The 22067-nt window shown below is 59.6% G+C and carries 17 protein-coding genes, 1 other RNA gene and 1 pseudogene; 7 read left to right on the top strand and 12 right to left on the bottom strand.

Translation table 11 applies throughout. The annotated features are described in order from the left end of the window. Window positions 1–21: 21 nt before the first annotated feature. From BGE01nite_RS10200 to metF, 4 genes are all read right to left on the bottom strand, one after another. Window positions 22–717 carry a heme-dependent oxidative N-demethylase subunit alpha family protein gene (locus BGE01nite_RS10200; RefSeq protein ID WP_146850351.1) on the bottom strand — a complete coding sequence of 232 codons (696 nt, stop codon included), beginning with the start codon at window positions 715–717 and terminating at the stop codon, window positions 22–24. An 82-nt stretch (window positions 718–799) separates the two neighbouring features. Then, on the bottom strand, window positions 800–1477 hold the full coding sequence (locus BGE01nite_RS10195) for an ABC transporter ATP-binding protein (protein WP_146850350.1): 678 nt from the start codon (window positions 1475–1477) through the stop codon (window positions 800–802). Next, entirely contained in the window at window positions 1474–2403 is a 930-nt protein-coding gene (locus BGE01nite_RS10190) for an ROK family protein (protein ID WP_146850349.1), read from the bottom strand. Before BGE01nite_RS10190 ends, BGE01nite_RS10195 begins: the two co-directional genes overlap by 4 nt. Then, window positions 2400–3320 (bottom strand): methylenetetrahydrofolate reductase [NAD(P)H], encoded by a 921-nt coding sequence (gene metF, locus BGE01nite_RS10185; protein ID WP_146850348.1) that lies wholly within the window; start codon window positions 3318–3320, stop codon window positions 2400–2402. Before metF ends, BGE01nite_RS10190 begins: the two co-directional genes overlap by 4 nt. 108 nt (window positions 3321–3428) lie before the next feature. Here metF and BGE01nite_RS10180 point away from each other — a divergent pair, with 108 nt between their 5' ends. Beyond that, complete coding sequence (locus BGE01nite_RS10180) at window positions 3429–4295, top strand: prephenate dehydrogenase (RefSeq protein WP_146850347.1); 867 nt, start codon at window positions 3429–3431, stop codon at window positions 4293–4295. A 22-nt stretch (window positions 4296–4317) separates the two neighbouring features. Here BGE01nite_RS10180 and BGE01nite_RS10175 read toward each other — a convergent pair whose 3' ends face one another. The 5 genes from BGE01nite_RS10175 to BGE01nite_RS10155 form a co-directional block, all read right to left on the bottom strand. Further along, window positions 4318–5772 carry a sulfatase family protein gene (locus tag BGE01nite_RS10175; RefSeq protein ID WP_146850346.1) on the bottom strand — a complete coding sequence of 485 codons (1455 nt, stop codon included), beginning with the start codon at window positions 5770–5772 and terminating at the stop codon, window positions 4318–4320. Window positions 5773–5835: 63 nt separating this feature from the next. Next, window positions 5836–6284: RNase P RNA component class A (gene rnpB / locus BGE01nite_RS10170), an RNA gene on the bottom strand. A gap of 42 nt (window positions 6285–6326) precedes the next feature. Then, a complete protein-coding gene (locus BGE01nite_RS10165) occupies window positions 6327–6560 on the bottom strand; it encodes a hypothetical protein (RefSeq protein ID WP_146850345.1) in 234 nt (77 codons plus the stop codon). Between the two features lie 50 nt (window positions 6561–6610). Continuing rightward, a complete protein-coding gene (locus BGE01nite_RS10160) occupies window positions 6611–7381 on the bottom strand; it encodes a DUF3313 family protein (protein WP_146850344.1) in 771 nt (256 codons plus the stop codon). Between the two features lie 122 nt (window positions 7382–7503). Next, on the bottom strand, window positions 7504–9156 hold the full coding sequence (locus tag BGE01nite_RS10155; RefSeq protein WP_146850343.1) for an ABC transporter substrate-binding protein: 1653 nt from the start codon (window positions 9154–9156) through the stop codon (window positions 7504–7506). Between the two features lie 634 nt (window positions 9157–9790). Here BGE01nite_RS10155 and infC point away from each other — a divergent pair. The 4 genes from infC to BGE01nite_RS10135 are packed head-to-tail and all read left to right on the top strand — an operon-like array spanning window position 9791 to window position 12825. Next, on the top strand, window positions 9791–10573 hold the full coding sequence (gene infC / locus BGE01nite_RS10150; RefSeq protein WP_246145697.1) for a translation initiation factor IF-3: 783 nt from the start codon (window positions 9791–9793) through the stop codon (window positions 10571–10573). An 18-nt stretch (window positions 10574–10591) separates the two neighbouring features. After that, on the top strand, window positions 10592–11470 hold the full coding sequence (locus tag BGE01nite_RS10145) for an SDR family oxidoreductase (protein ID WP_146850342.1): 879 nt from the start codon (window positions 10592–10594) through the stop codon (window positions 11468–11470). A gap of 31 nt (window positions 11471–11501) precedes the next feature. Beyond that, window positions 11502–12146 (top strand): thiamine phosphate synthase, encoded by a 645-nt coding sequence (thiE, locus tag BGE01nite_RS10140; RefSeq protein ID WP_146850341.1) that lies wholly within the window; start codon window positions 11502–11504, stop codon window positions 12144–12146. Between the two features lie 37 nt (window positions 12147–12183). After that, complete coding sequence (locus BGE01nite_RS10135) at window positions 12184–12825, top strand: LolA family protein (protein ID WP_146850340.1); 642 nt, start codon at window positions 12184–12186, stop codon at window positions 12823–12825. Between the two features lie 43 nt (window positions 12826–12868). On the opposite strand, the gene BGE01nite_RS10130 is transcribed toward BGE01nite_RS10135, so the two are convergent. From BGE01nite_RS10130 to BGE01nite_RS10120, 3 genes are all read right to left on the bottom strand, one after another. Then, window positions 12869–19042 carry an alpha-2-macroglobulin family protein gene (locus tag BGE01nite_RS10130; protein WP_170266712.1) on the bottom strand — a complete coding sequence of 2058 codons (6174 nt, stop codon included), beginning with the start codon at window positions 19040–19042 and terminating at the stop codon, window positions 12869–12871. 177 nt (window positions 19043–19219) lie between these two features. Continuing rightward, entirely contained in the window at window positions 19220–20002 is a 783-nt protein-coding gene (locus BGE01nite_RS10125) for a metal ABC transporter ATP-binding protein (protein ID WP_146850338.1), read from the bottom strand. A gap of 5 nt (window positions 20003–20007) precedes the next feature. Further along, on the bottom strand, window positions 20008–20499 hold the full coding sequence (locus BGE01nite_RS10120) for a hypothetical protein (protein ID WP_146850337.1): 492 nt from the start codon (window positions 20497–20499) through the stop codon (window positions 20008–20010). A gap of 136 nt (window positions 20500–20635) precedes the next feature. Here BGE01nite_RS10120 and BGE01nite_RS10115 point away from each other — a divergent pair, with 136 nt between their 5' ends. Both BGE01nite_RS10115 and BGE01nite_RS28950 read left to right on the top strand, forming a co-directional pair. Beyond that, complete coding sequence (locus tag BGE01nite_RS10115) at window positions 20636–21370, top strand: DUF3313 family protein (protein ID WP_170266711.1); 735 nt, start codon at window positions 20636–20638, stop codon at window positions 21368–21370. A 169-nt stretch (window positions 21371–21539) separates the two neighbouring features. After that, window positions 21540–22067 (top strand): annotated as a pseudogene (locus BGE01nite_RS28950) (hypothetical protein); the annotation flags it as partial.

Raw genomic sequence — 22067 nt, 5'->3', positions numbered from 1 at the left:
CGAACGCTGGGCGCGATTTTCTTATGCCAGAATTGCGTTCCGACACTCATGCAGGCCTTTGTAGCGGGCGAGGGGCTCGGGCATGGTGATCAACGCCCGGCGGATGCGTTCACGGAGCCCAGGCAGGGCAGCCACCTGGTCCAGCCGATGGCAGGTCACCCGGATACCAAAAAGGATGCAAAGGGTCTGGGGCAGCCGCGTGAGGAATTGATGCTCTAGGCGGATCCAGGTTGTCTCAGGACGGGCATCTGAGTGCAGACGAAGTCTTGGAAGGGAGGGGTGATGGTTGAGCTCAGCATCCGCCGCGAGCCCCCAGTTTTCCCGCTCCCAAGCAGCCTCGGGCTTGAGCCGGGAAAGGAAACTCTGGATGCCAGGGCCGATCTGCTCTGACAAACCGGGCACGGGCGAGTGCACCGCACTCATGGGCAGGCCGATCTTGTCCCGCAGCGACCATGAGGATGGGAAGATGACCTCCCCGGCAATAGCTCGCGGTTCCTGCTGAGTGTCTGCTGACATGATGACCCAGTCTGGCTCTGGAGCAGCACTGAATGAGTGCATCCACTCTAGCGCCTCGGCGCGTGATTCCTCACCTTCGGGAAGGTAAGCAGTGTAGTCCTGCGGCGCATTCTCCAGCCAGTACTGACGTTGAGCATGGACGGCGCCGCTCGGATCCCAGTCGCTCCAAAATCGCGAGGCATCTCCGGGTCGCAGCCCCATGGACAGCCTATAATCAGCCTCCGGAAAAAGACGATTCCAATCCGGAGTCACAACACGGTTAGTTAGGCTGAAGGTTGGACGGCTACTCTTCCACCAGTTTGCCTTCCTTGAGGATCAGGCGCCGGTCACCGCGCTTGGCCAGGACCTGATCATGCGTGACGACAACGAGTGTCTTCTTCGCTTCATTCACGATCTGGAGGAGCATGTCGATCACACCTGAGCCAGTGGAGGCGTCGAGGTTGCCGGTGGGTTCATCGGCATAGAGGATGCCCGGATCGTTGATCAGCGCACGGGCGATGGCCACGCGCTGCTGCTCACCACCGCTGAGTTCGGTGGGCAGATGGTCCAGGCGTTTACTAAGCCCCACTTTGTCCAAAAGCTCACGGGCGCGCGCCTCGGCCTTCTTGCCACCGATCATGGCTGGCAGGCAGACATTCTCTAAGGCCGTCAATTCAGGTAACAAAAAGTAGTGCTGAAACACAAACCCCATCGTGGTATTGCGCATCTGCGCACGTGCCTTGGCCGGGCCGTGATAGAGTGACTTGCCATGGACCAGCACATCTCCCTGAGTGGGCTTTTCCAACCCGCCGAGCACATAGAGCAGGGTCGTCTTGCCCGATCCCGACTGGCCGCAGAGGAAGATCTTCTCGCCCGCCTGCACCTGCAGGTCGACCCCACGCAGCACCGGCAAATCATGCCCACCTAAATGATAAGTGCGGTGGACATCCGTTGCGGTCAGAGGTGCAGCAGTCTGGCTCATGAGTGGGTGATTTTCTGGTCTAAGGCCATGCGGCCGAGAGCAAGGGAGCCAAGCAAACCAGAGCGGCTGCCGAGACCTGGGGAGACCACGAACTGGTCGATCTCCTTCCCAAGCTGCGGGATGAGCAGGTAGCCATTGAGATGGCTCATGAGCTTGCCGCGGATGAGCGGGATGAGCTGCGGCTGCTCCATGACACCGCCGCCGAGGATGATGCGCTTGGGAGAAAGCGTGAGGCAGATGTTCATCAGCGCGTGCGCCATGGCATCAGAGATCTCTTCCCAGGCTGGATGCTCCAGAGGTAGTGTATCTGCGCGCACGCCCCAGCGTTTCGCGATGGACGGGCCGCAGACATAACCTTCGACACAGCTTTTGTGGAAAGGGCACTGGCAGTCGCGCTGCACGGCGAGACTGTTCACGGGTGGAGGCACGGCGAGGTGGCCGATCTCAGGATGCAAGGCACCATGAAGAAGCTGGCCATTCACCAGCACACCACCACCGACACCTGTGCCGACGGTGATGTAAACGAGAGGGTCAATGCCCTGACCTGCGCCCCAAAGGTATTCACCGAGCACAGCGGCATTCACGTCGGTATCGAAACCGACCGGCACCTTGAAACGGTGCTTCAGACGCGTGACCACGTCTGTGTGCTGCCAGCCTGGTTTCGGTGTGCTGGTGATGAAGCCATAGCTCTCGCTCTTCGGGTTCAAATCCACAGGACCGAAGCTGCCCACACCCATGGCTTCGAAAGGTCCATGCTCCAGCTTCATCTTGGAGAACCAGCGGCAAACACTTTCCAGAGTTTCTTCCGGCGTCGTGGTATCGATGCGATGCGTGGCGAGGATCTCGTGAGGACCACGGCCGATGCCGCAGACGAATTTCGTGCCACCTGCTTCAATGGCGGCGATGAGAGGTTGTTGAGAACTCATGCGGAGCGGACTGCAGAAGAATCACGGATGCCCAGGCTGGCGTAGATCTCACGGGTAGCGTGGGATTTGTTCAGGGTGTAGAAGTGGATGCCATCCACACCGTTTTCGAGCAGGTCGCGGCACTGCTCGGTGGCATAGTGCACGCCCACGCGCTGGACAGCGGCCTCATCATTGCCAGCACGCTGGATGGCGCGCAGCAGCTTGGCGGGATAACGGGCACCGGCGGCCAGATCCGCCATGCGCTTCATGCCGCTGGCACTGGTGATGGGCATGATGCCGGCGATGATGGGGATGGTGATGCCAGCGAGGCGGCAGCGATCACGGAAGTCCAGGAAGTCGTGGTTATCAAAGAAGAGCTGGGTGCAGATGTAGTCCGCGCCTTCGTCACACTTGGCCTTCAGGTAGTCCATTTCCAACACTCGGTTAGGCGTGTTAGGGTGGCCTTCAGGAAATCCGGCGACGCCGATGCCGAATCCGCGCTTGTCGGGATGCGCGCCGCTTTCATTGAACTTCTTGATGAAACGCACAAGGTCGGCGGCCTGCTGGAAGGCATCTTTTTTGCGGTCGTAACCTTCCAGGTTGCGAGGAGGATCACCACCCAGGGCCAGGATGTTGCTCACGCCAGCCTCGGCATAGCGCTCGAGGATGGAGGCAATGTCAGACTCGCCATGACAGACGCAGGTGAGATGCGGCACGGGGTCCAGAGTGGTGGTCTTCTTGATGCGGACGACCAGGTCATGCGTCAGCTCACGGGTGGAGCCACCCGCGCCATAGGTCACGCTCACAAAAGAGGGCTTGTAGGCCTCCAGTTCGCCGATGGTCTGATACAGGGCCTCAAAGGCCTCGTTGGTCTTGGGCGGGAAAAATTCAAATGACAGCGTCGGGCGCTGCTGGTTGAGAATATCGGCGATGTGCATTCAGGGAGGGCGGGAGGTATAGAGGCGGCCTTAGCAGGGTGCAAGATCAACGGGCTTGAAAGGCTCGTTTGCATCGGCGAACGGCCCAGCTACACCTCCGCCCCTCCCATGCCCAGCGAACGCATCCTTTCCCTCTACGGCCCCGGTCTCCTCGGAGGCTCGGTGGCGCTCGCCGTGCAGGAGCGGATGCCGAAGGTCAAACTGCGCTTCTGGGCGCGACGCGAGTCGGCTGCGGAGGCCATCCGGGCGCGAGGGATCCAGGCAGAATTCTTCACGGATGCCGCAGCGGCCGCGGCTGGAGCCTCACTGATCATCCTCTGCACGCCGGTGGAAACCATGGCCGGACTGGCGCAGCAGATCGTGACGGCGGATCTGGCGGAAGACTGCCTGATCACAGACGTGGGCAGTGTCAAAGGCAGCGTGGTGCGGGCTGTGGAGCCTGTCCTTGGCCACCGTTTTATCGGTAGTCACCCCATGGCGGGATCTGAGAAGACAGGTGTCGAGGCTGCTCGTGGGGATCTGTTTCAAAACGCTGCCTGCCTGCTGACTCCCACGGATCTGACCAGGCCTGAGGATCTGCAGCGTCTGCGGAACTTCTGGGTGGCCCTGGGCTGCCGCCTTCTCGAATTTGGACCGGACGAGCATGACGTGAAGGTGGCCCGCATCTCTCATCTGCCGCACATGATGGCCGCCATCACCACCCTGGCCGCGCTGCGGGGGGATCCTGAGGCTGTGAAATGCGCTGCTGGAGGTTTTCGCGACACCACCCGCGTGGCGGGAGGCGACCCTGGTCTTTGGAATGGCATCGCCATGAGCAACCGGCCAGCTCTCATCGCCCAGCTTCGTGAGGCTTCGGTGGCTTTGGGCGAGCTCATGCACATCCTGGAAGGCCAGGACGAAGCTGCCCTGCGCCAGTTTTTGACAGAAGCCAAGGCCCTGCGAGACACCCTGGTGCCCGTGAAGCCGGTGATCTGAGCAGGGCACTGAGCCTGACGGATCAGTTGTCGACGGCGGGAGCTGCGGCTGCTTTTGAGGCAGCCTTCTTCTTCCGTTCCTGCCTGAGTTCTTTTTTGGACTTGGGGGTAGTCTCGGGCTCGCTAGGCGGCGTGGGGGTGGCTTTGCTAGCCTCCATTCTCTTACCCTTACCCTTGGCCTTCTTCATCTTGTGCTTCGCGCCGAAGGCAGGTGCTGTGAGTGAGGTGTTCCAATCGTCCCACAAGCGTTTGAGTTCAGCGGCTTTTTCTGGCTGCGCGGAGGCTAGGTTCTTCGTCTCGCCGATGTCAGCAGCAAGATCGAACAGTTCAGGCTCGCGACCTGCCTCGGCTGAGACGAGCTTCATATCACCGTGGCGGACAGCCCACATGTTGTCGATGCGCCAGTAGAGCGTGGGATGAGGGCGCTCACTGTTTTCACCTTTCACAAAGGGGAGGAGGTTCACGCCATCGAGCTTCCACGCAGGATCCACCGTGCCTCCGGCTGCAGAGACGCAGGTCGGCAGCACATCGAGCTGGATCACGGGGCGGTCTTCGATTTTGCCTGCGGGCAGGGTGCCCTTCCATTGCATCAACCAAGGCAGGCGAATGCCGCCTTCCCAGCAGGTGTGCTTTTTGCCGTGCAGGGGACCGTTCGCCTCGCCACGATCATTCGGCGAACCGTTGTCACTGATAAAGTAGATGAGAGTGCGCTCCTCCAGCTTCAACTCACGGACCTTCGCGAGGACCACACCGACAGCATCGTCCATGGCGGCAAGCATCGCATCAAACTGCCGGCGCTTCGGATCGCTGATGTGGGTGAAGCGTTGCAGATACTTCTCCGTGGCTTCATGGGGTGAATGCACGGCATTGAAGGGCATGTAAAGAAACCAGGGAGCTTCTTTTTTGCTGGTGATCCACTCGGAGGCGCGGGCGGCGAAGGCATCGGTGGTGTAGAAATTCTCCGGTGCCTTTTGCGGTTCGGCGGAGATCTTTGAATCGATCAGTCCCTTCGGTGTGAAGTAAGAGCCGGGGTTGCCGAAGACACCGAAGTAGTCGTCGAAGCCGCGTTTCATCGGCAGATAAGCTGGATCGTTGCCGAGATGCCATTTGCCGACGGCTCCCGTGGCGTAGCCAAGCGCTTTCATGCGGTCGCCGAAGGTCTTCTCGGCGATCGGCAGGCCCTTCTCGGCGGTCATCATGTTATTCTCATGACCGAAGCGCTGCTGGTAGCGCCCGGTCATCAGACCCGCACGCGAAGGCGAGCAGAGCGGCGCGGAGACATAACCGTTGGTGAAGCGGATGCCGTTGGCAGCGATCGAATCAATGTTCGGCGTTGGCACCTCCTTGAACCCGTAACAACCGAGCTCGCCATAGCCGAGGTCATCGGCATAAAAGAGCAGGATGTTAGGCCGGGATTCCGCGGCGGACGCCGAATGCAGAAGGACGGCTGAGGAAAGAAGGATGAGGAGTGCTTTCATGAGGGGTGGCCAAGCGCCATTTCCCCTGAGAACGTTGCCATCCTTCGTTTCCAACAAAAAATAGAAGTGGGTCGGCCTTCATAAGCCGGATTTTGTGCCTGCGACCTTTCGGCCTCAGGTGTGATCATTTATCTGACGACTCCTCGCGGAGCCGACTCCTGCTGACGCAGGATGCAACTATTACCCGGAGCTATCCATCCTGCCGCCGAAGCGACAGGACTTGTGGCCAGGCGGGCCATTTCTCCTGTTCTGTCTTGCACCGCGTGGGGTTTGTCATGCCTCCTTCATTACTGTCGGAGCGGTGGGCTCTTACCCCGCCTTTTCACCCTTACCCTCCTTTGCTCTTGCGAGCTCCAGAAGGCGGTTTGTTTTCTGTGACACTTTCCATTGCCCTGGGTTGCCCCAGAACCTCCAACGCTTGCGCGCGGCACGCTGCCTTATGGTGTCCGGACTTTCCTCTCGTCCGCATCCTGCCGAAGCAGGACCGACGAGCGACCACTCCGGCCGACCCAGCGCTTCCGTAATGCTTAAATGTGCCGAGGAAAACACGAATTTCACTTCTCCGCGTCTAACAGGCGAACGGTATGCCAGGTGCGCTGACCACAGGCAGGGCAGGGAAGCCATGTGCGGGGATGACCGCCCCCTTTCCAGCGGATGCCGCCCAGATCCCAGATGGAGCGGGCATGACCACAGGGGCAGCAGGCATGCCAGCGACGGGATTCCGCCTCCATGCTGGCCGCCCAGGAAGCGGGCACCAGACGAGTCACGAGCTTTTGAAAAGCGCTCATGAGCCAGGATGCTGACTGAAACCGCCTCTGAATGCAAGCCTCGAGACTGATCACCAGAGCAGCAGCGTGGCCGCAGGACCGTCCTTCACGGTCGAAGCGGCTTCCGTGCGCACCACGGCCTCAATCTGCTTCGCCCACTCGCGGCAGGCTTTGCGGAAGTAGGTGTAGGTCGTGTAGTCGTGCACGTAGAGGATGATGCCGGAGCGGTTCTGCTCCGCATCCGCGAACTCATAGAGCACCTGCTTGGTCTTGAAATCCATGAGCCGCCCCTCGATGGCCATGTTGCCTTTGAGCTTATGGGAGACAGCGGTTTCTGCTCCAGGCCAGAGCAGGATGTTGATGCCTTTGCGCACCAGGCCTCCGATCACGGGGTTAGGATTGAACTCAATGATCGCCACTTCGAGCACAAGAGAATCAGCATCCGCAGCGGGAACGACTTCGCGATTACCAGGTGGTGCGCTCTTGAAAGCTTTCACGATCTCCTCGTGAAAGTAGTCTCCCAGCTTGCGCACATTCTTTTGCCGGGACTTCTCAGTGACCTCGATCTTGGAGAGGGTGCGCGACATCGGGCGCAGGTGGTCAAGGCCCACAGGAGAAATGTAGATGCGTTTGCGCTTTTCGGCCTCCGTCCAGGCTGCGGCGTCCTTGTTGCGCCAGTCGCGAAGGAATGGGGACTTGGCAGCATCCGTCTTGATCAAGGCATGCTGGTTCACCAGGAATGACGATGGCTCGGCAGGGAAAGCCTTCACCAAACGCTGGGTCGAGCGGCAGGAAGCTCCCGCAGTAACAAGAAGGAGGGCGAGAAGGAGGCGAGCAATCATCAGGCCGTGGAGGGGAATGAAGATATGCAAATTACTACGTCATTCCCTGTCTGGCTGGTGAAAAGAATGTCATTTTGAGACAACCTTTCTCGACACCCGGCATGCCACAGGGAGCGTCTGTTTCAGCGCCCCTGGCGGGCGAGTTTGGCTGCGAGCTCATAGTTTCGCCTCACCTGGGAGCCAAGCTGACGGGAGAGCCGCGTCTCCGCCACCTTGTTTCGCGAACGCAGAATCTGACTGATGTCTCCCAGGGCCAGATCGTAGCGAACCGGGGCGAGCTCATGGAAAACCGTGGTGGCACGCGGAGGGAAGTTGCCACGCGCCAGATGCTTCCAGGCGGTCTTCTGCTCCTCATGCGTATCCACGCACAGCACCCGAAGCAGAAAGCGCAGAGAACTGAAGGCTGAGGCCGTCCAGGGAGCGTGATAGACAAAGGCACGAGCCCTGTCATAGGGCATGACCTGCGCGTCACTCATCAGCGCGAGGCGGTCCGGCGTGTAGAAATCACGGCGGACGGGCAAACGGCGGAGTGCCAGCTTTTCCGGACCTCCTGGCGTGCCTGCCCGATAACCCCAGAGGCGCTGCCCGGGTTCACTGAGCACGAATTCCATGAAGGCAGTGGCCAGCTCTGGATCTGGCGCGCCACGCATGAGGGCGATCGGGTCCACACTGATGGAGGTGCCCCCGACCGGCATGATGAACCCGACACGTGAGGTGCCATCGGCACGCTTCACAGACTCCTCGGCCGACCGGCCATAGAAGTCGATGCACATTCCCGCTGCGGCGTCACCGCGCAGCACATCCAGCGGGATCTTCGTGGAAGTATCGCTAAAGTAGCGGGCATTGGCGCTGATGCGCTGGATCAGAGCCAGCCCAGCAGTCCAGCCCTGTTGCACGGCGGTGTCTTCGATTTTCGCCGGTGGGATCCTGCCCGGGTCCATCATCAACTTGGTCAGGGCATTCTGCATTTCCTGCTGGATGAGCATCTCAAAGGCCTTCACCACCGAGCTGCTGCGGCCAGGATCTGCCAGAGCCACCATGCCCTGCAGCTTGGGATCGGCGAGATCACTCCAGTTCTCAGGATCCTTCTCGATGCCGAGCCGGCGCAGAACATCACGATTGAAGACAATGCCGAAGCTGGACAGGCAGGTACCGCACCAGCGGTCCCTGGCATCGCGAAAAGGCTCGCCGCTGAGGTTTTCGGGAATGATCGCATCCGTGAACCAGTCGGGATGTTTTTTTCGCAACGCTGCCAGGCCGGTTCCTGGACCGACCTCCGCCACCAGCGTGCCAGCATCTGCCTGGATCTGGAAGTCAAACCCGCCGCCGCCGAAAAACAGGTCGATACCGATGCCCACGTTGGAACGCAGGAACTCCGCCCGTGCCGGGTCATTGGGAGCGGCCCTGGCATTCAGGCAGGCCTGAGCGACCTCAGGCGTCCAAGGCTTTTTTAAATTCCGGGACCAGTGATGTTGAAAGGCAGCCGTGTAGTCGGACTTCATCATCATGGCGATCTCCGATGTGCCGCCGGGAACCCGCCAGTCGATAAAGATGGTTTGGCCGGTCTCCTCCTTCCAACTGCGGGCAAAGGCGCGCCCGAACTCCTCGCGGATCAACTCATGGTGCGGGGTGAGGATGACCAGACGCCGGTCAAATTTAGCGGGAGCGGTGCTCTCTCGCGGCTTGAGCACGAACGGCCCCAGCAAGGTCACCAGCATCGCCAGCAAAATGGCGGCTTCCTTTCGCCAGGTGAGGAGGAACGGAAGCGAGCGCATGGGCGATGTGGTGGACCTATCCAAGCGTTGATACAACCAATCGGCAAGCATCGTTAGTGCCGCTCCGGCTGGATGTGCCGATTTCGCCTCGGTAGATTATATCGGAAATCGTCTTGCCGAGTGCTAAGAAAGTGGTTAATCTTGCGTTAAGGAGTGCGTGGCTTCCGGATTGTTTGCTTGATATCCGGCTTTCGCCCTTCCTTCGCGCCTTTCTTTACTGCATGATTTTTGTCCCTCGTTTTCACACCATCCCGCATGATCGGGACCGGGAGAAAACGTCCATGCTGCCGCGAGTCCGTACGGTCTGATATGTTTGAATTCTACCGTACTGTCCGCATGAAAACTTTTCAGGGTGCTGGTTCTACCGGCCTCTTGAATCCCGAATCCATCCAGGAGGTCTACTATTAGCAATCCATTCCAGAATCTGAGCAGCACCCAGTACGGCGGCAGGCCGGGCCAGGGCAATCAAAACCAGCAGCCCGCACGTCCGGCCGGCACTCCGCCACCCGCAGGTGCCCCAGCAGGGCCTCCAGGAGCAGGCGCACCGCGTCCAGCAGGAGCGCCTCCACTGGGACCGCGCCCACCAGGAGCTGGCGGCTATCAGGGTAATGGAGCTGGTGGATATCGTCCTCCCATGGGAGGTCCCCGTCCGCCGATGGGCGGTGGTGGCCCGAACCGTGGCGGCCGGCCGAACAATGGCCGCTATGTCGACCAGACCCGCATCAATGAGCGCATCCGTGCGCCCAAAGTGCGCGTGGTTGATGGCGTGAACCATCAACAGTACGGTGTGCTGCTGACCTCCCAAGCCATTCGCATGGCCAAGGAGCGTGGCCTTGACCTCGTGGAAGTGGCGCCAAACGCCGAACCGCCGGTGTGCAAAATTGTCGACTACGGCAAGTACAAGTACACCCAGGAGAAGCACAAGAAGGAAGCTCACAAGCACCAGAAGGGCGGCAAGGTGAAGGAAATGAAGTTCCGCATCGGCATCGACCCGCATGATTATCAGATCAAAATCCTCCATGCTGAAGATTTCCTGGCAGAAGGGCACAAGTGCCGCATCCAGCTTCAGTTTCGTGGTCGTCAGATCGCCCATCAGGAGCTCGGTCACAAGCTTGCCAAAAAGATCAAGGAAGACCTCCTGACCATGGGACATGTCGACCAGGAGCCGAAGATGGCCGGTCGTAACATCAACATGCAGATCAGCCCGCTGCCTGAGCAGCAGCGCCATCGCAAGTTCAAGACCCATCTGAAGGGCGTGACGGAGCATAAGGACCCTCACTACCAGCACGGGCACGATCCTCGCGAGAACAAGCATGACGAAGAAGACCATCACGATGACGATCATCACGATGATCACAAGAGTGACGGTCAGTCGCCACCAGCTGCTCCCCCGGCCGAACCCGCTGCTGAGAGTTAATCTGTCTGCGCGTTGAGGATGAAACTCCTGATCACGGGCACCACCGGGCGTCTAGGTGGTGTTCTGGTCAGGCACTATACCTCGCGTTATGATCTGTTGACGCCAGGACGTGACAGGCTGGATTTGTCCAAGCCCGAGTCCATGACCACCGCTTTGCGGGACATGGACTTTGACCTGCTCATCAACTGCGCAGGGATCACCAGTCCGGATGTCTGCGAGCGTGAGCCTGAACTTGCCGCACGCATCAACGCTGAGGCACCGGCGGTCATGGCCACAGAATGTCAGCGCCGCGGGGCACGCATGATTCAAATCAGCACGGACTATGTCTTTGATGGTGAGACCGAAGACCTGCTGGATGAGACTCTGATCACAAATCCCGTCAATCACTACGGGCGCACAAAGCGCGATGGAGAAACCACAGTGCTGCGAGAGTGCCCGGAGGCACTGGTAGCGCGAGTCTCATGGCTCTTCGGCGGTAGCAACGGGCCCAGCTTTCCCGATCAAATCCTCAATGAGGTCAGGCAAGGAAAGAGTCTGCAGGCCATCGGTGACAAATGGAGCGCGCCGACCAGCGTGCATGACATCGCCTCCTGGCTGGAGTTGCTCTGGCAAAAAATGCCTTCCGTTTCGGGGCCCCTCAATCTCTGTAACAGCGGTGTGGCGACCTGGCAGACCTATGGGCAGCAGGTGGTCGATTTCGCGGTCGAGCTGGGACTTTTAGCCGAGCGTCTCGAGGTGAAGGGAAACCGCTTGGATGATTTCCCGAGCTTCATTGCACGCCGGCCACGGCATACGGTGATGTCGAATGCTCGTCTGGCAGAGTTGCTCGGGCATCCCGTGCGCTCCTGGAAGGAGGCTTTGCGGGAATGGCTGCAGAGTCTGTGTGCCGGTGCTTGACCATGCGGCGACTTCACAGCAGGTGAGAAGCATGCCCGACCTCTCCGCCTCTCTTCAGTCCCTGCGCGCTGCGCGACTCTATGGCATCGTCGATCTTGGTTACGTCAAACCGGAGAACGTGGTGACCATGACACGGGCGCTTGCTGAAGGTGGTGTCGACATCCTGCAACTGCGAGCCAAGGGCGCGACACCGGCGGAGGTGGAATCGCTCGCTCGCTCCATGCTTCCTGTGACCCGTGAACTCGGCGTGCCCTTGGTCATCAACGATCATCCGGAAGTGGCTGCCATCGTCGGCAGTGAAGGCGTGCATGTCGGCCAGGATGACGACTCGGTGGCGAAGGCGCGTGCCATCGTCGGTCCCGAGATCTTCGTGGGCAAGTCCACGCACAGTCTGGATCAGGCTGTGGCGGCTCAGGCTGAGCAGGCGGACTACATCGGCTTTGGACCTCTTTATGCCACTGGCACCAAGCCTGACTATGTGCCGATCGGTTTGCAGGACATCACCCGCGTTCATGAGCTGGTGAGCCTCCCGATCTTCTGTATCGGCGGGGTGAATGAGGCGCGAGCTTCTGAAATATTGCAGGCTGGCGCACGTCGTGTGGTCGTAGTTTCAGCGTTCTTGCTCGCCTCCGATGTGCGCGCTGAAGTGAAGCGTTTGAAGGCCTTGCTGCCTTGAGACGTCACATTGTCCTCCATTTTCCTCAGTATCTTCCATGCGCCCGTTTCTCCTCGCCCTCGTCATGCCAGCCCTCGCATGGTCGCAGGCCGTGACTCTTCCCAAACCGACTGAGCCGATTCCTGCCGTCATGATGGACTGGGCTGCGGCCCAGAAGGATTTGCCAGACATGGTGGTGAGCTTCCGGCAGACGCGCAATCTGCCCGCGCTGAAACAGCCCGTGGTTTCCGAGGGGCGCTTCTGGCGCTTTCAGGATGGTGCGTTCCGTTGGGAGCTCGGTGACACCTCTCAAGCAGTGACCGTGCTGGTGCATGATGCCCGTGAGTTTCGGGTGAAGGAAGCACCGGACGCCCCATGGAAGGAGCTGGATGAAAACGACTCCCGCTACCGCATGTGGGCGCGCTTTCTGAGCGGCCGCGAGGCCAGTCCGGATGAGCTGAACCGGCACTTCCTGGTCAAGGAAAGCGAAGACACGCCTGGCATCTCCACCATCACGCTGCGGCCCAAGGCTCCGTTTGTGAAACGTCACCTGAAGCAGCTCGATCTCCAGATCAACCGCGGCAACAAACGTCTCGTGCAGCTGCGCATTCTTCAAGGCGATGGTGCAACGGTGCTCATGCAGTTTGACGAGCCCAAGCCGGTCAGTGCCGCTGAAAAGACTGCGGCACTGGCACGTTAATCAAAAGTTGGTTGGGCATGCGGGTGAGGACACCCCCCCCGCATCACTCCTCCACGATCTTGGCCTTCCACTCGTCAGAGTTGCCTTTGAGTTCCGGGGCATACATGGCCTCGATCTTGGTGGGCAGGGCGCTGAAGCGGCCGGGGATCTCGGCCTTCACGCGATAGCGCAGATTGTGAGTGCCCTTGGGCAGGCGGTCGGCAAAGAAGGCCACGCGTTCATCGCGATACTCCTGGTAACTCGCCAGCCCATCGTAGTTCCAACCGCTGCGAACCTCGACAGGCTCGAAGCCTGCAGGCTTCATGTCCTCGATGAGCACGTACTCATAGTCGTTCTTGCTCTCGATGCTCAGCTCGACTTCGATGAGGTCGCCACTCTTGATGGCAGCATCGCTGGCGACTTCCTCGCGGCGATATTTCAAACCTTGTTGGGTCACCACCTGACCACGCGAGCCGGCCACCTGCTGATCAGGCTTTTCTTCGATGAGCTTGTAGAACTTGCGGCGAGCCTTCACCTCGAGTCCTGCGGCGGGAATCATGTCCTCCTTGGAGAACACGGTGAGATAAGCGTTCGCATACAGAGGGGATTCACCCAGCTTGCGCAGTTCCACCGTGTGCTCGCCAGTGCTGAGATCTTCACCACTGAGAACAAAGGTCCCGTTGAAGCTGAAGAGATTCTCCTTGGTGATCTCCACTTTCGTCCGGGATTTGCCGTCGACCAGCAACTCCACGGTTTGCTGAGGTGCGGATTCACCGCTGGCCTTCACGAAGTCTGCCATCGCCTCGATGACCGCAGCGGTGTCCTTCGTGCTGTTCCAGTAGGTGCCGTTGCGGCGGTTGTTGAGCAGATACTTGGCGATGCGTGCCGCAGTCTCGCCTTTCGGTTCGACGGCGCTCAGCAGGCGCAGGAAGATAGCCTGGGTCTCGATGGCATCATCCCACCAGTACCACCAGCCACCCTGCGGCAGTTCCAGCCAGGCGGTTTGGTTCTCATCATCCTGCTTCAGGAACTGGCGGAGATTACGCAGGCACATGTCACGACGGTCTTTCTCGCCGACAGCATGGCAGGCCATGCCGAGCAGGGCCACGTTGTAGCGTGAAAGGTTGTTCCGCTTCTCATAGAGGAAGCCGCGCATCTCCTTGTTGCCCTGGCCGTGCTCCACCAGGGTGCAGTGAATGAGGGCATCGAGATGATCCGGGCTGCTCTTGTGATCCTTGTGCTTCTCTGGAAGCTTCAAGCAGCGGAGTTCTTCGGCTTCATGGCTCTTGAGATAGTCCAGGCCCTGACGCACGGTGCCGTCGTTGACATCCAGGCCAGCCTTCTGCGCGGCTTTCAAACCATGCAGTACCAGTGCGGTGATATGAGGTGAAGATTCACGGCCACCGGGGAACCAGCCCCAGCCACCATCTCCATTGCGCATGGCTTCGAGACGCTTCAAACCGGTCTTGGCCATCTTCATGACCTCGTCTTCATCGAAGACGGCTTCTTTCAATTTACCCTCGCGATCCTTGCCCTGCCAGCGTTTGGCACGCTTCGCGGCATCGCCGATTTCCTGGGCATTGAGGTTCGTGCGCTTTTCACGAATGGTCTTCAGATCCACGCCGAGGTTTTTCAGCACATTCAGCGTGATGACCGTCGGCACGAAGCGATTCAAAGTTTGTTCGGTGCAGCCATAAGGATAGTCAGCGAGGTAGGGCAGGGCATCCACGAGTGCCATGGCCAGCGTGGGTGAGTAGCGCACTTCCAGGCGTGACTGCTCAGGCTTGCGCTCCGCAGGCACTTTGACGGTGACCTTGCCACTAGCTTGATCGGGTCGCAGGGCCAGGCTCCAGGAATCTGTCTTCAGCATGCCGTGCGTGTAGGCGGGGAAGGTCATCTCCATGGCGTCGCTGTCCTTTTGCGCCAGCGCTTTCACGCGGATCTTTGCCTCACCTTCGGCCACGACTTTCACGCGCCAATCAATGCGGGTTTCACTGTGGGCAGCAACTTCACGTGGGGCGGGAGTTTTGGTCTCGGCTTCGATGAACTCCAGGACACCGCCTTCGAGTTCGAGCACGGCCTTCACCTGCTGCGAAACATCCATTTCGTTATGCACGTTCGCGGAGATCACGACCTCGTCCTTCTCCACAAAGAAACGCGGAGCTTGCAAGCGAACCATGAGATTTTTTCGCGTGATCACCTCCACGCCAGCCTCACCGACCTGCGTCAGCGGTCCCATGACCCAGGAGCGCAACTTCCACGTGGTGAGGTTCTCCGGCAGGTTGAAGTTCAGCTCGCCCTCGCCATTCGCATCGGTCTTGAAATCTGCCACCCACACCGCGCTGTCAGCGAGGTTGCTGCGGATCATGGGCTGTGGTCCGTCCTGGCCACCCTCTGGTTCTGGCGCTGGTGGGGGTGCGGGCGCTACCTCTGCAGCCATTAAGGGCGCAGGTGGCGGCGGTGGTGAGCCAGGTGCAGCCGCAAACTCGTCTGCCGCCATGGACATCGGGGCTGCAGCCTTGAGTCCCCGGCTTCTTCCGAAACCGCCACCTCTCGCGGCACCTCCAGCGAGTGTCACGACACCTTCGTCATCGGCCGTTGCACTTCCAAAGGCGCCGAGAAACTCCATCGAGAGCTCGCCCTCGCGCAGCAGCCTGGCTTCCATGCGGCGGAGTGAGTCGTTGACCTGCGTGTAGTGACTGCGCTTCCAGCCCCAGAAGAAGGGGCGGATGTCCTCCTGGTTGCTGCCGCCGGAGATGTACTCCAGCGCCTTGTCATAGGCCGTGAGCACCACCTGACCTGTGAAGGGATTGCCGTTGGCATCCTTGACCTTCACTTTGACCTTGGAGCCTTGACCCGGAAGATAGGTTTCTGCATCCGGCGTCAGTTCCACGGTGGCGATGCGCTTCTGCGGAGGCACGATGATCTGGCGGGTCAGCTTGTGCAAACGCGCACCGCTGACGGTGTAAGCCTCAATGAAGATGTTAGGCTGATCGGCCTCATCGAGCTTGAAGCGATGGGTGATGCTCTTGCCTTCCAGTTTGAGCCAGACGGGCTCGGGATAAACGCTGTTCTGGGCGCGCAGGAACAAGGCCACGGTGCTGCCCATGCGGTTGGTATTGATGGTCACCTCAACCTCCTCACCAGGAGCATATTCTTCCTTCTCCGTGAGCAGTTCCAGATCATCAAAGCGGAAGTCACGGCCTTCATTGAAACCCTGACCACGAACGGTGAGGAAGGTGGAGCCTTCGATCTCATGTTTCGCCTCGTCCTTGAGCTTCACCGAGACACGATACTGGCCGCCCTGGGCAAAGGTGAGCTTCTCCTGAGCCGCAGGCTTGTCGCTGGTGAGGCTGATCTGCACTGTGTGCACCGCTTCTTCAGCTGGAGTGCCGTCTTTGCCATAGGTCACGCGGTAGAGCACGACCTCACCCGTGGCCTTGACCTCGCGGCCGTCCAAAGTGCGCGCATGAACATTCACCGTGCCTGAGTCGCCGGCATTGTAGTAGCCACGGTCCGTGGACACATAGACTTCAAACGGACGACGGGCGGCGAGCACGCTGCCTTTACCAAGGATGGTTCGGCGCGACTGGTCCGTGACCTCGGCATCGATCTCATAGCGATGATCTTCATTGCCATGCAGTTCCTTGGCGAGAGTGGTGTCCACCTTCACGGTGAAGGTGCCGTCAGCATTCAGCGGTGCCTCGCCTTCGGCCACGAGTTCTGGCGGATCGCTCTGCCAGCGGAACCATGGCCAGCGGGGAACGCACATGCACCAGCGTGAAGAACCTGGATACCAGTCATAGTAGGTGGCCTGCCAGCCATAACCGGCACCAAACAACCAGTCCCAGCGTCCTATGGGGAACCAGCGGTCGGTGTGTGCGCTGCGCTGCACTTTGTACTTCACTTTACCCTGCTTCACCGGACCACCGAAGTAGTATTCAGCCTTCACCTTCACCTCAAAGGTATCTCCCAATGCCACGGGTTTTTCCGGGGCTTCCACCTTCACCTCGAATTCCGGTTTCTTGTATTCTTCGACACGGAAGGAATGATCGCCCAGATGCTCGATAGTCGTCCCCCCCTTCGACGCTATCGAAAACGAAATGCCGTACTCGCCTAGTGTGGCATCGTCAGCCAGTGAGAGCACGTCATTGACCGCGCCGGAATCATCCGCCGTGTAAATCTTCTTGGCGATTTCCTCGCCGCGCGGGTCTTGAATGCGGACCTCCACGTACTTGCCAGCAAACTTGTTCGTGTTCAGCTTGGGATCATAGCCCACGAGGCGAGCCCAGGCCTTCCATTTTACTTCCTGACCGGGACGATAGACCGGACGATCGGTGATGGAGTAGAGGCGAGTCTGCTCGCCGAAGCTATCACTGCGATCATAGAAATAGGCGGACTCAAAACCATCAAAGGCCAGTCTGCCGTCCGCCGTGGTGGCGCGGATGAGCCACTGATGATCGTTCAAGTTTTCCTTCACCTTCACCACGCCGTTTTTGTCAGTGGTGGCTTGGAAATCCTTGAAGAAATACAGCATCTTTTCCCGCTTCAGCAGGCCGCCCCGGCCCCACTGGGTGCGGTAACCAAAAAAGCGTACCGTGGCACCGGCCACAGGCGCACCGGTCACTGCGTCCGCCACGAAGTAGTGCAGACCATTCGACTGACTGGTCCTCACAATGACGGTGCCTTCCAGCCACACCAATGCGCGCGTCCAGTGACCGCCTTCAAAGGTGCCTTCGACAAGATAGGCGCCTGCGTCTTTAAGCGGAGTTGGCACTTCCACGCGCTTGTCCCAATGGTTGGCACGCGGCTCCAGATCCTGCGACCACTCAGCGACGGGTTTGCTGAGATACTTGTCACCGCCTTTGGCGAGCAAGCGCTGGCCGATCGTGTTCAGATTGGCCCGCTGCCAGTCAAACTCACCAGGCTCGCTGCGCAGATAGGCCTCGGCATCGGCGAGCAGCTTTGCCACATCCACCTTGCGTGCGGCGAGGCTGACTTTCGTGGCATTGCGAAAGACGAGCTGGAGCTTCGCCTCCTGGTCGGCCGGGAAGGATTGCTGAGGCTCGAAGTGGCCCCAGTTGCCGGTGACCTGCTCAATCCGCTTACGGAGGTTCTCCTTGCCAGCCGTATCGGTTTCGAGCTCGAAAGCCTTCTGCAAGGCCTCGACCGCACGTGGATGCTGACGGCGATTCAGCAGTTCCTGGGCAATGCGCTCCCAGGCCTCCTTGCGTGAGTAAGCAGGTGCCTGAGCGTCCTCTGCGATGCCCTTCCAGATGGTCAGGAAACTCCACTCCGGCGGCAAAGTAAACCTCTTCGGTCCAGTGGCGAGTTTGGCAACGGTCTCATCATCCTTCAGCGTGTGCAGTGTGGCGATGCTGCTCTTGGAGTCAGCAGCGTCATCGTTTTCGCCAAATCGGAAACCATATTCCGCGAGAGTCTGGACTGAGAACCAGCCGGTGGCCACTTCCACAAGCTCACGGCGGGCTTTGAGTGCTTCATCTGCACTGAGCTTGGTGCGCTCGGCTTGCAGCCAGCGCAGCCGTTCACCATCATTCTTCGCGGCCTCCCATGATGCAGGCACCTGGAAAAAAATAGGGTCACCTTTCTCATCCACGGGATAGCCGCTGGCAGGTGAGTCGAGACCGCTCTCATCATCGTAGTCGGGCAGGGTGGTCAGATCCGTCAGAGCCAGGAGCGACCACGCATTGAAAGCGCCGTGATGCCCCTGCATCAGAGTAGTCGTCAGAGCCTGAATTAAGGCGCTGCTCTCGGCGGTCTCGATGTCGGCGGGCAAAGCCTTCCAGGCAGCCTCCAGCAGTTGCAAGGAACGCACACGGTCCTTGAGCTCGGTGCCCTTGCGGTTGTTCCAGTTATCACTTTTACCGCGAACAAACTTTCCGTCCACGACCTCGCCGTAATGGACAAGCTGAGTGAACCAAAAACCTCCCACGGACAACACCTCCCAGGATTTGGCATGTGCCTTGACCGTTGCCTCGATCACCTCCTCCTGCTCCGGGTAGGCACTGAGGTTGCCCAAGGCCTCCAGCGTCGCGACCATGAGTTCCCCGGAGACATCGGGTTTGGCGAGCGCCGCCTTGCCGAGGTCCGCCGCCTCGCGATGGTTGCCCTGCTCGGTGAGCTTCCGCACCTTCGCGAGGGACTCGGCGGCTGTTTGAGCTGGGGCAAGGGAGATGGACACGGCGGCGAGGAGGAGAGAGAGGAAAAGGCGTTTCATGACCGTGAGGTGGTGACGATGAAGCATGACGGGAGACAAAGGCCTGCCTTGGGGCGTTCACAGTAAAGCGGATGTAAAAGGGCAGGTGCCATACTCCTATGGTAGGAAGCATGGCATGAGGTTGTCGAGCGTGTTACGCCCGGGAATCCAGATCAGCCTGCGCTATAGCATCTTTGCTCAAAGCTTGGCGACACTTGTGCCACCATAGGCCTCGGCGATCTTCTCCTGCGTGAAGTGCGTTGCCACGTCACCAAAGGTGATCTGGGTCTTCTTGATGAGCAGCACGTCATCATAGTAACCGGTGACGGTTTGCAGATCATGATGACTGGCGATGAGCAGCCGCCCTTCCGCGGTGAGTTCTTTGAAGAGGCGGCTCAAGTTGTCTTGCGCCGGTTTATCGAGACCGGTGAAGGGTTCATCCAGCAGAAGAACGTGGGCTTCCTGCGCCAAGGCACGAGCGATGAAGGTGCGCTGCTGCTGGCCACCGGAAAGGGCGCTGATCTGGCGATCTTGAAGATCCAGCAGGTTCATGGCGGTGAGAGCGCGCTGCACGATGTCACTGTCATGCTTCGAGTAGCCACGCCACCAGCCGAGGTTGGGATAACGTCCCATCTCCACCAGGCCGCGCACGGTGATGGGGAACTGCCAGTCGACATCTCCCCGCTGCGGAAGGTAGGCGATCTCATGACTGCTGCGGGTGAGAGGCTGGCCGCGCCAGATGATGCTGCCGCTTTCCATGGGCAGGAGGCCTGCGAGCGACTTCAGCAGCGTGCTCTTGCCGGCGCCATTGGGACCGATGAGCGCGATGCTGCGTCCGCATTCGGTGGCGAAGTTGATGCCATCCAGCGCCAGCACCTCACGATAACTCACACGGAGATCACGTACCTCCAGGCGGTGATGGTGGGCATGCGCGCAGCCGCCGCCCCAGCAGACGTGTTCTTTGGGAGTGGATGCAGACATGGACATTACCAGATAAGAGTGAGGATTTCGCTCAGCGTGGGGCCGCTGGACCAGCGGGTTTCACGGCGCGTCTCGAAACCTTCAGGTTCGATCTCGACCGTCAAAGCCGTGTCAGGTGTGCCTTCCGGCCACTTGGCCTCCAGGCTCAGCTCGTTGCCGTCATGGGAGACTTCGACCTTGGCTTTGACCTCGACCACCGCTTCGGAGAGATCCAGTTTCGTGAGCAATTCCTCGCCGTTGCTCTTCAGGCTGACTGAGAGCGGCTTGTGCGCATAGCGCAGGCGGATCAGGGCTGGAACCTCCACGTGCTTGTGCTCGCCCTCGGGGTGCTGATCGCCACCTTTGACCTCCTGGGTGCCGTGCTGCGCCTGCGCCTGAGGCACGTCCTCATTCTCCGCATGCCGGGGCGCATTTCCCGTGAGCTGCACGAGCGGCACGGCCAGCAGCCCAAAAAGCAGGCCGAGGACGAAGATCTGGATGGGGGGGAAACCGCGCATTGGTTGCAATAAGTCGAAGAGATGGCTTGCGACGTCAACCTCTGTCACGCAATCCTGAGGCTCTCAATTTTGCAGTCTTTTCGTTTTTCACGACATGCCCGGACTTCTCCCCCCACTGCTTCGGATAACCGGCCTGATGGCCCTGGTTTTGTTGACCTCCTGCGGCACGACCAACCGCCTGCTCAAGGCCAAGCCCGCCAAGCTTTCCGCCTTCTTTGAGCAGCCCGAGAAGGCCATGGACACCCGCAAGCAACTGCCCTTTCACAAGCTTTGGATGACCACAGACAAGGAACTGGAAGCCGGGGTCATCAAGAAAACCAAGCTCTATGTGGCACCTGTGACTCTTCAATATTTGCGCCCCATCCAGAAGCCTCTCGTCAAAAAAGAGGTGCAATGGGGGAGCATTGAACGCCGGGAAAACGAGATGGCGCTGCGCCTGCGCAATGAGTTCGCCAAAGCCTTCCTCCGATCACCGCAGTCCCGTTACAGCATCGAGCAAAAGCCCGGGCCCGACACGGTGACCCTGGAGCTTGCCATCGTGGAACTGAACCCCACAAGTCCGAAGGGCAATGCGGTCAAAACGGCGCTCAAGTTTGTCGTCGGCCCCGTGGCGGGGTTGGGAGGCTATTTCACCAAAGGCAACATGGCCATCGAAGGGAAGGTGAGAGATTCGAAAAGCGGTGGCCTGTTCCTCCAGTTTGCTGACAATGAGGCCGATAAAATGACCTTCTACAGTCTGAGGGACTTCAAACCGTATGGTCACGCCACTCAGGCCATGCTCAAGTGGTCTGAGCAGTTTGAGTTGATGACACGCACACAGCCCGGACAGAAGATCAAGGACACGTCCTTCATCACGCTGATGCCGTATTGACCGTGAAGCGTGGATAAAAGTTGTCCACGTTTGACCAAGCTTGGCAAGGGGTGGCGGCATTTCCCGCCGTGATTTTGATTCGTTAAAAGGTGATTTCGCTGCGATTCCCTACTTGCATGAACAGGGAGTAGTTCGCTATTCTGAAGGAAAGAACCTTTTTTGACCATTCATGGATCCCAAACAGCCACCTTCTGACCAGCCCCAGCCTCCACCGCCCCCAGGAGGACCACAGCCGATTGGTTATCCTCCTGGTTATCCCATGCAGCCTGGCATGATGCCGCCGCCCGGGTATCCGATGGGCTATCCTCCAGGCTACCCGATGCAGCCTGGGATGATGCCTCCTCCAACGGGAGCGATGCCGCAAGGGTATCCACAGCCCATGGGCTACCCGCCAGGCTACCCGCAGCATCCGATGGGTTATCCAGGGCAGCCGATGGGCTACCCTCCAGGTTACCCGCAGATGCCGATGCCACAGCATCCTGGCATGATGCCGCCTCCACAGGGCATGCCCATGCCTGCGCCCGCTCCAGCAGTTCCTACTCCAGTTCCGGCTTCGGCCCCTGCGCACATGGCTCCGCCAGCGCCAGCAGTGGCACCCGAGCCCACGCAGACGCAGCCTTATAACTTTTCTCCTCCCGTCAGCCTGGCTCCTTCGGACAGTCATGAGACTGTCGCTGAGGATGCAGGCCTTCATCAC

The sequence above is a fragment of the Prosthecobacter gellanilyticus genome (assembly GCF_007992435.1).
GTDB lineage: Bacteria > Verrucomicrobiota > Verrucomicrobiia > Verrucomicrobiales > Verrucomicrobiaceae > Prosthecobacter > Prosthecobacter gellanilyticus.
This window is presented reverse-complemented; position numbering and strand designations above follow the sequence as displayed.

Coding starts and splice junctions, on each gene's coding strand:
- BGE01nite_RS10200 (WP_146850351.1), bottom strand. CDS start 717: ATGGGGCTGCGACCCGGAGATGCCTCGCGATTTTGGAGCGACTGGGAT.
- BGE01nite_RS10195 (WP_146850350.1), bottom strand. CDS start 1,477: ATGAGCCAGACTGCTGCACCTCTGACCGCAACGGATGTCCACCGCACT.
- BGE01nite_RS10190 (WP_146850349.1), bottom strand. CDS start 2,403: ATGAGTTCTCAACAACCTCTCATCGCCGCCATTGAAGCAGGTGGCACG.
- metF (WP_146850348.1), bottom strand. CDS start 3,320: ATGCACATCGCCGATATTCTCAACCAGCAGCGCCCGACGCTGTCATTT.
- BGE01nite_RS10180 (WP_146850347.1), top strand. CDS start 3,429: ATGCCCAGCGAACGCATCCTTTCCCTCTACGGCCCCGGTCTCCTCGGA.
- BGE01nite_RS10175 (WP_146850346.1), bottom strand. CDS start 5,772: ATGAAAGCACTCCTCATCCTTCTTTCCTCAGCCGTCCTTCTGCATTCG.
- BGE01nite_RS10165 (WP_146850345.1), bottom strand. CDS start 6,560: ATGAGCGCTTTTCAAAAGCTCGTGACTCGTCTGGTGCCCGCTTCCTGG.
- BGE01nite_RS10160 (WP_146850344.1), bottom strand. CDS start 7,381: ATGATTGCTCGCCTCCTTCTCGCCCTCCTTCTTGTTACTGCGGGAGCT.
- BGE01nite_RS10155 (WP_146850343.1), bottom strand. CDS start 9,156: ATGCGCTCGCTTCCGTTCCTCCTCACCTGGCGAAAGGAAGCCGCCATT.
- infC (WP_246145697.1), top strand. CDS start 9,791: ATGGGAGGTCCCCGTCCGCCGATGGGCGGTGGTGGCCCGAACCGTGGC.
- BGE01nite_RS10145 (WP_146850342.1), top strand. CDS start 10,592: ATGAAACTCCTGATCACGGGCACCACCGGGCGTCTAGGTGGTGTTCTG.
- thiE (WP_146850341.1), top strand. CDS start 11,502: ATGCCCGACCTCTCCGCCTCTCTTCAGTCCCTGCGCGCTGCGCGACTC.
- BGE01nite_RS10135 (WP_146850340.1), top strand. CDS start 12,184: ATGCGCCCGTTTCTCCTCGCCCTCGTCATGCCAGCCCTCGCATGGTCG.
- BGE01nite_RS10130 (WP_170266712.1), bottom strand. CDS start 19,042: ATGAAACGCCTTTTCCTCTCTCTCCTCCTCGCCGCCGTGTCCATCTCC.
- BGE01nite_RS10125 (WP_146850338.1), bottom strand. CDS start 20,002: ATGTCTGCATCCACTCCCAAAGAACACGTCTGCTGGGGCGGCGGCTGC.
- BGE01nite_RS10120 (WP_146850337.1), bottom strand. CDS start 20,499: ATGCGCGGTTTCCCCCCCATCCAGATCTTCGTCCTCGGCCTGCTTTTT.
- BGE01nite_RS10115 (WP_170266711.1), top strand. CDS start 20,636: ATGGCCCTGGTTTTGTTGACCTCCTGCGGCACGACCAACCGCCTGCTC.